This window comes from Dyella acidisoli (genome assembly GCF_030160295.1).
GTDB classification, from domain to species: domain Bacteria; phylum Pseudomonadota; class Gammaproteobacteria; order Xanthomonadales; family Rhodanobacteraceae; genus Dyella_B; species Dyella_B acidisoli.
Window position 1 is genome coordinate 34,541 of the sequence record NZ_BSOB01000002.1, and the last position, 14,941, is coordinate 49,481.

At 60.5% G+C, this 14,941-nt stretch carries 9 protein-coding genes; 5 read left to right on the forward strand and 4 right to left on the reverse strand.

All coding sequences use genetic code 11. The features are described 5' to 3' along the window. Positions 1-58 precede the first annotated feature (58 nt). A complete protein-coding gene (locus QQJ86_RS00550; protein WP_284318937.1) occupies positions 59-1,807 on the reverse strand; it encodes a 3-hydroxybutyrate oligomer hydrolase family protein in 1,749 nt (582 codons plus the stop codon). A gap of 186 nt (positions 1,808-1,993) precedes the next feature. Between QQJ86_RS00550 and QQJ86_RS00555 the strand changes: the two genes are divergently transcribed. Then, positions 1,994-2,698: a response regulator transcription factor gene (locus QQJ86_RS00555; RefSeq protein WP_284318938.1), complete on the forward strand. Its 705-nt coding sequence runs from the start codon at positions 1,994-1,996 to the stop codon at positions 2,696-2,698. A 145-nt stretch (positions 2,699-2,843) separates the two neighbouring features. After that, positions 2,844-3,449, forward strand: a complete 606-nt coding sequence (locus tag QQJ86_RS00560; protein WP_284318939.1) for a GNAT family N-acetyltransferase — start codon at positions 2,844-2,846, stop codon at positions 3,447-3,449. A 125-nt stretch (positions 3,450-3,574) separates the two neighbouring features. Here QQJ86_RS00560 and QQJ86_RS00565 read toward each other — a convergent pair whose 3' ends face one another. From QQJ86_RS00565 to QQJ86_RS00575, 3 genes are all read right to left on the reverse strand, one after another. Beyond that, the gene (locus QQJ86_RS00565) at positions 3,575-6,892 is read right to left on the reverse strand and encodes a hybrid sensor histidine kinase/response regulator (protein ID WP_284318940.1); all 3,318 of its coding nucleotides are present in this window, start codon (positions 6,890-6,892) and stop codon (positions 3,575-3,577) included. 127 nt (positions 6,893-7,019) lie between these two features. Continuing rightward, positions 7,020-8,045 carry an extracellular catalytic domain type 2 short-chain-length polyhydroxyalkanoate depolymerase gene (locus QQJ86_RS00570; protein WP_284318941.1) on the reverse strand — a complete coding sequence of 342 codons (1,026 nt, stop codon included), beginning with the start codon at positions 8,043-8,045 and terminating at the stop codon, positions 7,020-7,022. 195 nt (positions 8,046-8,240) lie between these two features. Then, the gene (locus tag QQJ86_RS00575) at positions 8,241-10,469 is read right to left on the reverse strand and encodes a TonB-dependent receptor (RefSeq protein ID WP_284318942.1); all 2,229 of its coding nucleotides are present in this window, start codon (positions 10,467-10,469) and stop codon (positions 8,241-8,243) included. 366 nt (positions 10,470-10,835) lie between these two features. On the opposite strand from QQJ86_RS00575, the gene QQJ86_RS00580 reads away from it, so the two are divergent. The 3 genes from QQJ86_RS00580 (at position 10,836) to typA (ending at position 14,706) form a co-directional block, all read left to right on the forward strand. Continuing rightward, on the forward strand, positions 10,836-12,233 hold the full coding sequence (locus QQJ86_RS00580) for a GntP family permease (protein ID WP_284318943.1): 1,398 nt from the start codon (positions 10,836-10,838) through the stop codon (positions 12,231-12,233). Positions 12,234-12,306: 73 nt separating this feature from the next. Then, positions 12,307-12,582 carry a hypothetical protein gene (locus QQJ86_RS00585; RefSeq protein WP_284318944.1) on the forward strand — a complete coding sequence of 92 codons (276 nt, stop codon included), beginning with the start codon at positions 12,307-12,309 and terminating at the stop codon, positions 12,580-12,582. Positions 12,583-12,873: 291 nt separating this feature from the next. Beyond that, a complete protein-coding gene (gene typA, locus QQJ86_RS00590) occupies positions 12,874-14,706 on the forward strand; it encodes a translational GTPase TypA (RefSeq protein ID WP_284318945.1) in 1,833 nt (610 codons plus the stop codon). Positions 14,707-14,941 lie beyond the last annotated feature (235 nt).

A 14,941-nucleotide genomic window follows, 5' to 3' on the forward strand; every position in this document is an offset into this window, starting at 1 on the left:
AACTCACAAGAATACCCCTAGAACGGACTCAGGCGTAGGTCGGGGTTTGCACCCCGACCTACATGCCGAGCATGCTCGCCTGCAGCACACCTGCACCACGTGCTGTCCCGGCCGGCGTCGGCAGGTCCTCCGGCCACGGCTGCGCCTGGAAAAGATGCGCCCACACCCGATCCAGCGCGGTATAGCCGTAAGGTAGCAACGGCAAATGCTTGTCGCCGAAGCCCGGCAGCGCGAGGAAAGCGTCGAAGTGCTGCGCATGCGGCACCTTCCAATACAGCGGTCGGCGCCCTTCGGCATGCAGCCATGCGATGTACGGTTCCGACGTGAAGGCGGTGGGCAGCAAACCATCATCCGCGCCGTGCAGTACCCACATCGGTAAATCCTTGCGCGGCAATTTTGCCGCCAGCGCGTGCACCGATGCATGCAAAGCACGCCCATCCGCATCATCGCCTGTCCACAACGCGCGCAGACAGGCGATGCCGGCGAGTTGCGGATCGGCGCTTTCATCCGTGCCGCCGAACAAACCGATACCGTTACCGGGTGGAATGCCTGCGCCATCCGCCCACCAGCTCGCACGCGTAGCTTCGTCTGCTACGCCTGGTTTACCGTTGACGACGACGTTGTAGTGATAACCACATGGCATGTTGTCCGCGTCACGACGCAGATACGCCGAGGCATACGCGGCGGCGATGACGCGCCACAAATCCAGCGCGGTCGACGATGCCGCTGTCGCCATCGCCTGGTCAGTCCAACCGGTACTGCGCAGATGTTCATACGCCTCTGCTGCTTGTTGCTCGGGCGTGGCGGCTTTCAGCAAACCCTGCGCATGCAGGCTCGCGCAACGCGCTGCCCACGCGGCATGTGGCGCACCCTTCGCATCACGCGCAAACGGTGTCGATGCAAAGCGTGCATCCATCAATGCGCACGGCAGCCACATAGCCGCCTCGGTCGCATAGTCATATAACGCGCGCCCGCGCTGGGGGGTATGTACATTCGGTTCGAGCGCGACTACACCGGCAAGCAGGTGATGCTCGTCCAACCCCGCCGCCTGCAGCACGGCACCGCCTCCGTTCGACAAGCCGGTCGCGATGATCTTGGTGTTCTGCGGCGTAAACGGCGCTTGCTCCGGAAACGCACGATCCAGCATCGCCAGACCGAATTGCGCCGCCTGCAACACATGCTGTCCCCACTCGGCTTCCGGGTTGTCTCCCGAGTGCGCATGCTTGAAAGCGATGCCCTCGCCCTTCGACGCCGCGGGTTCGAATTCCAGCATCGCCGTGCCACGCACGGCACGTTCGCCGTTCAACGCGACGCCGCTGTTATCGGCGTAGTCGAAATAGCCGGAACCCGTGCCTTTATCGGTGTACGCCACGGCGCAACCTTTTGGCAGCCCCCATGCACCCGCCAATGCAATAGCACCATAGATGCCACGCGAACCGGATGACGCCGTCACGACGAGGCAGCGATGCGCCTGATCGAAGTGATCGGGCACTTGCACCAGCACGCGATGCGGCTGATGCGCGCCGGGATTTTTTGCGAACGCTTGGTATTCACGCCCAGGCACCGCGGGAACGGCACCGTAGATCGTGCCGTATCCACCCAACGGGCCGAGATCGGCAATGCCCTTCCAGCTTGTTTGGATGGCACGCTGCCGCAATTCCTGCACGGTGGGTTTCGCCGGGTTCGCAAAGGGAGATGGCGCTCCCTTCAAACCATCCAGGCCAAGCCCCGCGCTGAGCAGGTCGTCATGATCGCGGTGCGTGGCGACGCTCACCTCACCCTGCACGAAATCGATCCCTTGTTGCATCGATGGCTCCTTCGCAAACGCCTGCATCGCACAGGCAAATAGTGCCAGTGGAGCGATACCTGCCAAAGGGTGCCGGATGTTCATCCGCCCACCCTAGCAAGTCCACGCCCGCCAGCCATCGTACGAAAGTACAACATGCCACTTCGCATCTCGACGTGACCGCTTACCGCAGCTATGGTCCGCGTCATGCCGCGACTTCTTATCGCCGACGACCACCCTCTCTTCCGTGCTGCGCTGCGCCATGCCGCCAGCGAGCACCTGGATGATTGCAGCGTGCTCGAAGCTTGCGATCTGCAAGGCGTGCTCAATGCACTGGCAACCGATCCGGATATCGACCTGGTACTGCTCGATCTGCACATGCCGGGCAGCCAGGGCCTCTCTGGCCTTGCTACCTTGCGGGGACAATACCCTGCTGTGGCGGTGCTGGTGGTGTCGGCGCATGATGAACCGCACGTCGTGCGGCGCGTACTCGACCACGGTGCAGCGGGTTTCATCCCCAAAAGCGCTAACCCCAACGAAATCAGTGAAGCCGTGCATGCTGTGCTGAACTGCGACAACTGGCTGCCACCCAATTTAGCGCGTGGCGTTGCCGCCCTGCCGAGTACCCCCGCCGACGCGGATCTCGCCGCACGCTTAGCGCGCCTGACCGACCAGCAATATCGCGTACTGGCCTTGCTGGCGGAAGGTTTACTCAACAAGCAGATCGCAGATCGACTGGGTATCCAAGAGCGCACGGTGAAAGCCCATGCCACGGCGATTTTTGAAAAGCTGGGTGTGCGCAATCGCACGCAGGCAGGTGTACTGTTACACATGCTCGATCTGGGCGAACCAGGTGCCTCCGCCGCAGCCTCGGGGGCTAGGATGAATTCCCAGCTTTCTGACGTGCGCTGATACCAAGGTTCCGTTCCCGCGTACCTGCTTGCGAAGACAGTTCCAAACCTGCATCACATTTCAGTAGATAGGCTGACCGGAGCGTCAACCACGGATGAGTCAGTCCGTTTAGGCCACTGAGTAGCCGTTAAAGATTGGTGTTCCGATGACACGCGCCGCGCCGTTAGGCTTTGAAGTGGAGCAGGGACAGCCTCGAGACATTTTCTTTTTTATGACCGAAGTGGTGTCCGGTTCCTGGCATGCGCACTTCGGCAGTCAGTTCAGATCGCTGCCGATCACAGAGAAGGAATTCGGAACACGGTGCGCCAAGGCCATTTTGGAAAGTATTTTCCCGTTTTGGCATACCGCGACACAGCGGCAGTTCGTGGTGATTCGTCACCAGAACGAGGTCGTCGGGGCCGCCTTGAGTTACCTCATTCCTGATCAAGCTGCCCATCCGCGGACATGTATCGAAGTGGTTGTAGTGGCCAGGCGATGGCGCCAGCAAGGTATCGGTCGGGCACTTGTCGTCTATTTTCAAAAGCACACGCCACCAGAAGGATTGCTAGAGTGCTATTGCGCACCTCAATCACGAACCATGGCCCGTTTGATCAAGCACTTGGGTTTCGTGCGCACACACAAGGTCACCAAGGTCGCGATGCAGCATGGACGCTACATGCAGTTGCCGGAACGGTGGGAATGGCAAGCCCGACCTGCCCGCCCGCCTATTGAGCCAGCGCAGCACAAGATAGTCGAAGAGACCAGGGTATAAGCGTCTGGAGCTTGTCGCTTGCCGTCAGCTCCGTCCCCTGCTGCACCCTCTCATGCAAGCAGAAGGTACAGTGTTTCGCGGTGATCGAGGTGTGCGCTTAAGTAAGCGCCATTCGGTTGTAACTCCTACATTGTCTCTTTTCCCACCATCACCTTCTGCATCACCTGCCGCATCGCCAACGGCTTGAGCGGTTTGTAGAGCACCACCACACCCGCTTCGTGCAAACGCTGCCGCAACTGACCATCGCGATCGGCAGTAAGAATGACGCCAGGCACATCCGGATACGCGCGGCGCAATGCCAACAGCGCGTCCCATCCGGTCTGGCCTCGATCGAGGTGATAATCGAACACACACAGATCCGGCCGCCACGGCGCTGCCAGCACCTGCTCCGCATGCGCGGCGGCATGCACCTCCCATCCCCAGCTATGCAGCAACGCACCGAGTGCAGCGAGTGCGGACGGCTCGTTGTCCAGAATCAGCGCGCGTCCCGCTGCCAGTGGCCGCACGTCCGCAGCGGTGGGTGCGGTGATGTGATACGCCGTCGTCGCCCGTGGCACATCGACGTAGAACATGCTGCCCTGTCCGAGCCACGAACGCAGCCCTAGCGGATGATCCAGCAGCACAGCTACGCGCTGCGCAATCGCCAAACCCAACCCAAGCCCTTGGCCGCCCACGGTGCTGCCGCGACGAAACTCTTCAAAAATCAGACCGCGCTCATCTTCCGCAATGCCCGGCCCGGTGTCCCACACTTCCAGCCGCAAACCGCCCGCGCGCCGACGCACACCCAGCAACACGCGTCCACGCTCGCTATAACGCAAAGCGTTGGAGAGAAAATTCTGCAGTACGCGCCGCAACAGCAGCGGATCGGAATGCACCCAGACGTGGCTGTCGACTACGCTAAGTCGCACGCCACGATCGCGCGCCAACGCACGACACTCCGCCGCCAGCGGCTCCCACACTTCCGCCAGCGGAAAATCGCGCGGCTGCGGATGCAGTCGACCGCCCTCCAAACGCGCGATATCCAGCAAGCCTGCGAGCAGACCTTCCGTAGCCGCGAGCGAATCACTGAGATGTCGCACATTGGCAGCATCGTAGCCACGCTCTGCCAACGCATGCGCGAACAATTGCGCGGCATGCAGCGGCTGCATCAGGTCATGGCTCACCGCGGCAAGAAAATGGCTCTTCGCTTCATTCGCGCGATGCGCTTGCGCACTCGCTCGCGCCAATTCCCATGTACGTTCCGCTACCCGCAATTCCAGCGTCTCGTTGCTGAGCGTCAGCTCATGCTCGGCCTCGCGAAATGCCGTCACATCGGTAAACGTCGCTACGTAACCACCGCCAGGCATCGGATGGCCGCGTATCTCCACCACTGTGCCATCGGGAAAACGACGTTCCGAAATCAGTTCGGTACCGGCTCGCATATGCGCAAGCCGTCGTCGCACTCGCCCTTCCACGTCACCCGGGCCGATGATGCCTGCGACGATATTGCGACGAATCAGATCCGCCACCGGCCGACCGACCTGCAACAATTCGGGCGGGTAACCAAACAGCGCCACATAGCGGCTATTCCATGCGACCAGGCGCAGTTCCGAATCCACCACGCAGATGCCCTGGCTCATGTTCTGCAGCGCCGCTTCCAGCACGCGTTGACTGAAGTGCAGATCCTGCGCGGCCTCGCCGACGATCGCCGCAACGGTATCGAACTCAGCGCGACCTTGGCGATGCACCACCTCTAGCAACAAGCGTGCAGAAGCTGCACCAATCACCGCGGCCAGTTCGTGTTCCACCTCTGCGACGCGCGCATTGCCCGCCGGCCCCTGCCCTTGCACCGCGGTACCGACAAACAAGCGTTTCACGCGTTCGATCGGCAGAAAGCGCTCAGACAGCGCGCGCAGCTCCGCCACGGAGACATTGCTCACACCCACTCGCCACCGTCGGCGGCCGTAACGCGTATTGGCGATCGCCAGCATCGCCAGCACATTCGCCACCAGACTCAACACCACCGCACGCGCAAGCCGGCTCCAATCATCCAGCCCCAGGAAACCGTCCGGCGTCAGCCAGCGCAAACCGAACGGCCCTTGCTCCAGCCAATCCGGTTGATGCGCCATGCCTGCCGGCAACAGCACGTACAACCACACCAAGGTGCCGACAGCGAGTCCCCACATCACCGCGCGCGGCCCCAACTGCGGCCGATACACCGCCGCCAACAGCGCCGGCGCCAACCCGGCCAGCGCGGAAAACGAAATCGCACCGATATCCGCCAGTGCATCATTACGCGCCAACAAGCGGCTATACACCCACGCCAGCAGAATCACCGCGAGAATCGCTGCGCGACGCTGGTTCAATACTTCGCCACGCAGATCGCCCTGCTCGTCACGCCCCCAGCCAGCACGCACACGCAACGGTGCGATGAAGTGGTTTACCACCATCAAGCTCAAGGCCAGCGTCGCCACCACCACCATGCTCGTCGCCGCACTGAGTCCGCCGAGAAAAGCCAGCAGCGCAAGGCCATCCTGGTTGCGTGCGAGCGGCAAAGCGAGCACGTAGAGGTCCGACGGCACACCACTCGGCGCCAACCACGCATCGCCCAGTCTCGCGAGTGGCAGGATCGGTAAAGCGATCAGCAACATATACAGCGGAAACAACCAACGTGCAGTACGCACGTGCGAGCTGTCGCGGCACTCCACCACGCCCGCGTGGAACTGGTGCGGCAACGTGAACATCGCCAGCGCGCCGAGCAGGATCAGTGCGGGGAAGCCGCTGCTGTCGTGCGGCGGCGACGCACCGATCGCAGCACCCGCCGGCAACGGTGTAAACAACAAGGTGCCCAACGCAAGCATCGCACCGAGCTTGAACAGCGACTCGAACGCCATCGCCAGCACCAGTCCACGGTTATGCGCCATCGCTGATGCACGACGCGTACCGAACAACATGGCGAACAGCGCCATCAACAATGCCACGTACAACGCACTGTCATGCCACGGCGCTGACTCCGTCAGCTCGCCACGGCGCAGCAGTGTGTAGCTCATCGCCACCGCTTTGAGCTGCAATGCGATGTAAGGAACAATGCCGAGCAACACGACACTCGTCACCAACGCCGCCAGCCCGGCATGCCGCCCTAGTCGCACCACGATCAAATCGGCAATCGAACCCGCGTTGTATTCGCGCGCAAGCTGCACCAGCCGTCGCAGCACCGAGACCGCGAACAAATACATCAGAATCGCACCTACGAACGTTGGAGGCAGCCACCAACCCGATCGGCTCGCCTGCGTGACCGTGCCGTAGAACGTCCACGACGTGCAATGGATCGCGAGCGACAATGCATAGACGATCGCCCAGCGCTTTTCGAACAGATGTGGATGGCGTTCACCGGTGAGTGCGACGCCGAAGAGCAGGCCGAGCCATACCAGCGCGGCAGTGGCGATGAGGCCGGTGCTCAGCATATCTTGGCCTGCACCTGTAACCCCTTAGCCGTCATTCCCGCGAAAGCGCGAATCCATCTTGCTCTTAGCGAAAAGCGACAGTGGATTCCCGCTTTCGCGGGAATGAAGGCCATAAGGGGATCGCTTATCAATGGTGTACAGGCAACCCCAACGTTTTCACCGCATTGACCACCCACCGCAGTTGCACCCCCTGCCGCGTGTCGTAATTGCCACCCGAATAACCCCACCAATCCCAGCATGCCTGCGGATTCAACGGCGCGAAACTCGCTCGTGTCTGAGGATACAGGATGACCACGTCGTACACGTCGGCCCAGCGGTTGAAGCCGGCATCCTTCACGAACGCCTGCCCCACCGCATCGGCATTCTGCTTGCAGCCATGGAACGCCACCATCAAGCCGCAACGCTTGCCTGCTGCACAATCCGGCGGCACATACAGATAACCGGTGGAAGCCAGCAACGCGTCGGTGCCATCGGGCTTCAAGGCATCCTGGTCGAAGCGTTGCAATTGACCTCGCGCATCGCCCGCCGCGTGCGGTGCTGAACCATACAGATGTGCGAAGACCTCACCTGCTGCATCGAACCCGCAATGTCCGAGATAAGGCGATACAGACTTGTCGCAATCATCACCTTTAGCAGCCACTGGAAGGTTGTGCGCAAATGCTCGCTGGCCATCGTCAACCACTTGCAGACCCGACATGCCTGGCTCGCTGCGCAATGTCTCGTAGAAATGCGTGGCAGCTCCCGCCACCACCGGCGCGACCACGTTGTCCTGTGTGCCATGCAACAGATACACACGTCCGTGCGAAAGATCCTTCAGCGATCCGATCTGTTGATTCACCGCGCGCTGTTTTGTTGCGGCTATCAGTGCCGCGACATCCGGCGTTGGATCGCCTTTCATGCATGCACTCAATGCTGTCTGGAGCTTGCCTTCCGCGCAGCCATAAGGGCCGCCTGCTATCAGTGCGGCCTTGGGAAACAGTTCTGGATAAGCGATCTGCATCTGGGTGGCCATATAGGCGCCGGATGAGAGACCTGTGACGGCGACGCGTGTGGGGTCCAGCTTTAAATGAGGCAGCGGCTGCATTGCATCGTCGGCGTGCACTGCATCGGCGATCAATAACAAACCCATACACAGTTTGGCGATCAAACGCATGGTGACCATCCTTCCAACAGGCAGTTCAAACCTCAGCGTCATTCCGGCGAAGGCCGGAATCCAGTTCAAATATGCGTCCAAAGGACACACAATCGATTTCGAGTGCTTCGCACGGCGTATTGAAACTGGATTTCGGCCTTCGCCGGAATGACGGTGAGGTAAGGATTAACGTCGAGGCAAGAATATTGCCTTTGGTCAAAACGCATACTTCGCCGACAACGTCACCATCCGCGGTGGCCCATAGAACCCCGTCACGATGCCCAGCGCGGCGATGTTATACCCGGTGGTGCGATACGCCTTGTTCCCCAGATTCGTACCTTGCAAGCTGATCGACCACGGCTGATCGATCTGCCAGATCAATCCAGCATTGAGCAAACCATACGAGCCCTGCTTGATGAGCGGCGACAAGGTCGTCTCCGGCCATACCGAAGTCTGGTACTGGTAATTGAGGCGCGCACTCAGATCACCGTGCTCACCCAGCGAAAAATTACGCTGCAGCGTCAAACCACCCGACCACTTCGGCGCATTGGTGAAGAACTGCGTGTTGGCGATGTTGACGCCGCTGCTAAAAAATTCGGTGTATTTGGTATGCAGGTAGGCGAAGTTGCCGCTGAGCGTCCACGCCTGCGACGGATACCAGGCGAATTCTTCTTCCACGCCATCGATATGTCCTCTGCCGGCGTTGGTGAAATCGCCAAAGAACCCCTTGGTGCCGTTCGGCAACGTGTATGACGTGAATACCGAAAGCTGGATGTTCGAATAGTTATTGTGGAACAGCGCCGTGTTCATCATCAGGCTGTTGTCGAAGAAGCTCATCTTGCTGCCCAGTTCGAACGACTGCACTTTCTCGTCCTGGATCGGGCGACAGGATTCCGGGATCGCCGCACAATTGGCGCGAATGTTGTAGCCGCCGGAGTGGAAGCCTTCGCTGTAGCTTCCATAGAGCTTGATCTGCTCGTTGACGGTGTAATCCAGCGATACTTTCGGCGACGTGTTGTGCGACGTATGCGAGCCGGTGAAATTGGCTAGCACGCCGATCGGCGTACTGAAAGTGGCGTCCGAATAGACGTAGTTCTGGATGGTCGCGGTCTTCTTTTCGTCGGTAATGCGTGCACCGACATCCAGGCTCCAGGAAGGACTGATGTCCCAGGTGAAATCGCCATAAGCGGCATAGCTGCGCGTACCCATGCTGCCGCCGGTGCTGCCGTATTCGGAAAAGCCCAGCGTGCTGTACGGCGGCGAGCCGAGGAAGATGTTGTGGATTTCGCCGGCCGCTGAGCCGTTGAAGTAATACAGGCCCATCACGCCATGCACTGCACCGCCCGAATCATAGTTGGCCTGTAGTTCCTGGCTGAATTGATGATCCTTGTAGATGGCCGATACATCCGCCACCGCCACCGGCAAGGTATCGAAGTCGATATTGCTGTCGGTCTTGGAGGTGCGATACGCGGTGATCGACTTCAACGTCCAATCCTGACTCACGATCCAATTCAGCGTGAGCGCCGCGCCTTTCATCTTGGTCCAGTTGACCTGGGGCATGCCACTTTGCGTGTTGTAGTTGCTGGACAGCGGCTGATACAGCGGGTAGAACGAGTTGGGCTCCAGCAGCTTCGCACCGCGCGGGTTGGAGTTGTCGTGCAGGCCGTCGATCTCCAACTGCACGTTGAAGTTCTGCGTAGGAAAGAAACCCAGCGTGCCACGCGCTGCATTGGTGTTCTTGTTGCCGTTGCGGCTGCCGGTAAGGATGTCGCTGCCGAAACCGTTGTCGTGCTCGCTCGCCACGGCGATGCGTCCGCGCCACACGCCATCCGCCGACGCGCCGCCCACTGCGGCTTTCACATCTTTCTCGCCATGCGTACCGGTGGTCACTTCCACCGAGCCCTCTGTCTTGGTCGGCAATGGTTTGGACACGTATTTGATCGCGCCCCCGATCGTGTTCTTGCCGTACAGCGTGCCTTGCGGACCACGCAGCACTTCGATGCGCTCGACGTCGAACACATCCAGCAGCGTGCCCTGCGGGCGGGCCATGTAGACGTCATCGAGGTAGATGCCCACCGCAGGATCGAAACCCCACGTTGGATCAGCCTGACCCAAGCCACGGATGTAAGCAGTGAGCGTGGTGTTTGAACCGCGCGCGGCATAAACCTGCAGATCCGGCACCTTGCCTTGCAGATCGCCCAGATTCTGCACGTTCTGGTTATAGAGCGATTGCGCGGTGAATGCGCTCACCGCAATCGGCACGTCCTGCAGTGTTTCCTCGCGCTTGCGAGCGGTGACGGTGATCTGGTCGAGCTTCTTGGCATTGACCGGGCTCGCCTGCGTGTTGTCGGCTGTGGTGTTGTTATTGCCGGTTTGTTGCGCGTACAGCGGCGCGGCACAGGCCAAACTCAAACCAACGGCCAAACTCAAATGGCTACGCTTCATGTCTCCCCTCGCATTGGCGTGCACCCGCCCACGGATGCCGATGTTGCGCAGCATAGGCAAGCGATATCAGGGGAGCACTTGTACCTTCGTACAGTGCCGTTGTGTGTAGAGGTGCCGGGATACTGATCGCAACTGTCGCCCCATGAACCTAAGCCTGGCGAGACGCGGCCCTCCCCTCGCCGTCATTCCCGCGAAAGCGGGAATCCATTTGCTCTGATGCAAGAAGCGAAGATGGATTCCCGCTTTCGCGGGAATGACGGCGAGGAACATAAGCCCCGTACGGCCAGTTGCGGAAATATCCTGCTCATGGGGAAGAGCAAGTTCTGCATGATTGTGTTTCGGGATCGACGAACAAGGATTAACGGAATGGCTTTTCTCATCGTGCTAGCAGCACTGTGCTTTCTCATGCTGGCAGCCTACCGCGGCTACAGCGTGATCCTGTTCGCGCCCATCGCTGCACTCGGTGCGGTGCTGCTGACTGATCCCACGCTGGTCGCGCCGATGTTCACTGGGCTTTTCATGGACAAGATGGTGGGCTTTCTCAAGCTCTACTTTCCGGTGTTCATGCTTGGCGCGGTGTTCGGCAAGGTGATCGAGCTGTCGGGATTCTCAAAGGCGATCGTCGCATCCACCATCGGTCTGGTCGGACGCAGCCGCGCCATGCTTTCCATTGTGCTGGTGTGCGCACTGCTGACCTACGGCGGCGTGTCGCTGTTCGTGGTGGTGTTCGCGGTGTATCCGTTTGCCGTGGAGCTGTTTCGCGAATCGAACATTCCCAAGCGCCTGATCCCCGGCACGATCGCACTGGGCGCATTCACCTTCACCATGGATTCGCTGCCGGGCACGCCGCAGATCCAGAACATTATTCCCGCTTCGTTTTTCGGTACCACCGCATGGGCAGCACCTTGGCTCGGCACATTGGGCGCGCTGTTTATCCTGGTCGTCGGCATGCTGTATCTGGAATCGCGCCGGCGCAAAGCCGCTGCAGCGGGAGAAGGCTATGGCGAAAATCTGATCAACGAACCTGCGCCTTTCGATGGCAGCAAGCTGGCGCACCCACTAATTGCACTGCTGCCGTTGGTGCTGGTCGGCATCGCCAATCTTGCCTTCACGCATGGCATTCCGCGTTTCTACGGCCACACTCAATCCTTCGTACCGGCGGTGATCGGCGACCCGCCGCCGGTGGTGCAGGAGGTGTCGAAAGTGGCTGCGATTTGGGCCGTCGAAGGTGCATTGCTGCTCGGTATTCTGTGCGTGCTGCTGTTTGCCTGGCGCCCGGTCACGAAACACTTCGCCGAAGGCAGCAAAGCTGCCGTGAGCGGTGCCTTGCTTGCTTCAATGAATACCGCCTCCGAATACGGCTTCGGCGCGGTGATCGCCGCCCTGCCCGGTTTTCGCGTGGTGGCGGATGCCTTGCGCGCCGTGCCCAATCCGCTGATCAACGAAGCCGTATCGGTGACGTCGTTGGCAGGCATCACAGGATCGGCCTCAGGCGGCATGAGCATTGCGCTGGCGGCGATGGCTGACACCTTCGTGCAGAACGCGAAGGCGGCAGGCATTCCGATGGACGTACTGCATCGCATCGCTGCGATGGCTTCGGGCGGCATGGATACGCTGCCACACAATGGCGCGGTCATTACGTTGCTGGCGGTAACCGGCCTGACACATCGGCAGTCGTATCGTGATGTGTTTGCGGTGACTTTGATCAAGACAGTGGCGGTATTCGTGGTGATCGGCGTGTTTTATGTGACCGGCCTGGTGTGAACATCGATCGATCGCGCTTGCGATCGTCATGCACGCCGGGCAAGCTTGCTCGTTTTCACCACGCGGAGCTGTCATGTCCAAGCAAACGAATATCCTGCAGATCCTTCCCGCCAATGGCTGGGTCGCCGTCTACGACGAAAGTGGCGACGAAAGCGCCGCAACGCTTGTCTGCTTCGCCTTGGTGGAAACGCTCGACAACGGCGTCAAGCAGCAAGCAGTACGCCCGATGTGCGCCGATGGCAAGCACATCGTCTTCGCCGACGAAGCCGCCAACTTCCTGCGCGTGGAAGAGCTGGCTGAGTTCTCGGAAGACGAAGAGGATGAGGAAGAAGAAGACGCTGAGGCTTGATGGCCTCTAGCGAGCTTGTCGCAAGATTGACTCACCCCGCCCCAGCCCTCCCCTGCAAGCAGGGGAGGGAGCAAAGCGGCCGTAAGCACTACGCCCAACGGCGCCTCCGCTTTCACGGGAACGACCGCAATGTGAGTTCTCGCGAGGTTGGCCCCTCACCCCAACCCTCTCCCCGGAGGGGAGAGGGAGTTCAATGAGCAAGCAACCAGTCACATAACCCCGTATAATCCACAGGTTAACCCTGACCTAACTCATCGCGGCAGCCTTACAGCTCGCCCAAGTCCGGCACTCATGTCCATCGAAAACCTGCGCAATATCGCCATCGTCGCTCACGTCGACCATGGCAAAACCACCCTCGTCGACCAGCTGCTGAAGCAGTCGGGCACCCTGTCCGAGCGCACCGTGCTGGCCGAACGCGTGATGGACAGCAACGACCAGGAAAAGGAACGCGGCATCACCATCCTGGCCAAGAACACGGCGATCACCTGGAAGGGCAACCGCATCAATATCGTCGACACCCCAGGCCACGCCGACTTCGGCGGCGAGGTGGAGCGCGTGCTGTCGATGGTGGACACCGTGCTGATCCTGGTTGACGCGATGGACGGCCCGATGCCGCAGACCCGCTTCGTGACCCAGAAGGCGTTTGCGATGGGTTTCAAGCCGATCGTCGTCGTCAACAAGGTCGACCGCCCCGGCTCCCGTCCGGAGTGGGTCGTCGAGCAGGTGTGGGATCTGTTCGATCGCTTGGGCGCCACGCCGGAGCAGATGGAGTTCCCGATCGTCTACGCATCCGCGCTGAACGGCTACGCCTCGCTCGACCAGGACACCCGCGAAGGCGACATGACTCCGCTGTACCAGGCCATCATGGACCACGCGCCGAAGCCGGAAGTGGATCCGGAAGGCCCGTTCCAGATGCGCATCAGCCAGCTGGACTACAACAACTTCGTCGGCGTCATCGGCATCGGCCGCATCCAGCGCGGCACGCTGAAGAAGAACATGCCGGTCGCGGTGATCAACCGCGAAGGCAAGAAGCGCCAGGGCAAGGTGCTGCAGGTGCTGGGCTTCATGGGCCTGGAACGCATCGAACAGGACACCGCCGAGGCGGGTGACATCGTCGCCATCTCCGGCATCCAGGATTTGACCATCTCCGACACCGTCTGCGCGCTGGACACCCCGGAAGCGCTGCCGGCACTGACCGTCGACGAACCGACGATCAGCATGACCTTCCAGGTGAACAACTCGCCGTTCGCTGGCAACAAGGATCTCTCCGGCGGCAAGTTCCTCACCAGCCGCCAGCTCAAGGACCGCCTTGACCGTGAGCAGGTGCACAACGTGGCACTGAAGGTCGAGCAGGGCTCTGACGCGGACAAGTTCCTCGTCTCCGGCCGTGGCGAACTGCATCTGTCGGTGCTGATCGAGAATATGCGCCGCGAAGGCTATGAGCTCGCCGTGTCGCGCCCGGAAGTGATCATCAAGGACATCGACGGCCAGAAGATGGAGCCGATCGAGCAGTTGGTGGTCGACGTCGAGGAAACTCACCAGGGTCCGGTGATGGAGCGCCTCGGCGTCCGCAAGGGCCAGCTGAAGAACATGGAGCCGGACGGCAAGGGCCGCGTACGTCTCGAATACATGATCCCGGCGCGTGGCCTGATCGGCTTCCAGAACCAGTTCAAGACCCTCACCCAGGGTTCCGGCCTGCTGTTCCACGTGTTCGACCACTATGGTCCGAAGGAAGAAGGCCAGATCGCCAAGCGCCTCAACGGTGTGATGATCGCCAACGCCGCCGGCACCACGCCTGCTTACTCGCTGGGGCCGTTGCAGGAACGCGGCAAGCTGTTCGCGGCGGAAGGCGACTCGATCTATGAAGGCCAGCTCGTCGGCATCCACGCCAAGGACAACGACCTCACCGTCAACGCGATCAAGCCCAAGCCGCTGACCAACATGCGCGCCTCGGGCAAGGACGATGCGATCCAGCTGACCCCGGCGACCAAGTTCTCGCTGGAACAGGCACTGGACTTCATCGACGACGATGAATTGGTCGAAGTCACGCCGAAGGAAATCCGCCTGCGCAAGAAGCACCTTACCGAGAACGATCGCAAGAAGGCTTCGCGCAGCGCTGGTTGATTGGCGTTGGTGAGTTGAATGAAAGGCCGCCGCAGGGCGGCCTTTTTTTATGGGCTTTATTGCATAACTCCCCTCTCCCTTCGGGACCCGATTAGCGTCGAGCTTCAGCTGGGCATGTCGTGCGTTGTGACATTGCCTGCGGCGCTTCCGGTCGCGAAGCGACCGGGTCACTTTTCTTTGCTGGCCCCAGTACTGTCCGGTTAATCGGCAAATAAAATCAATTGGTTAGCGTCAC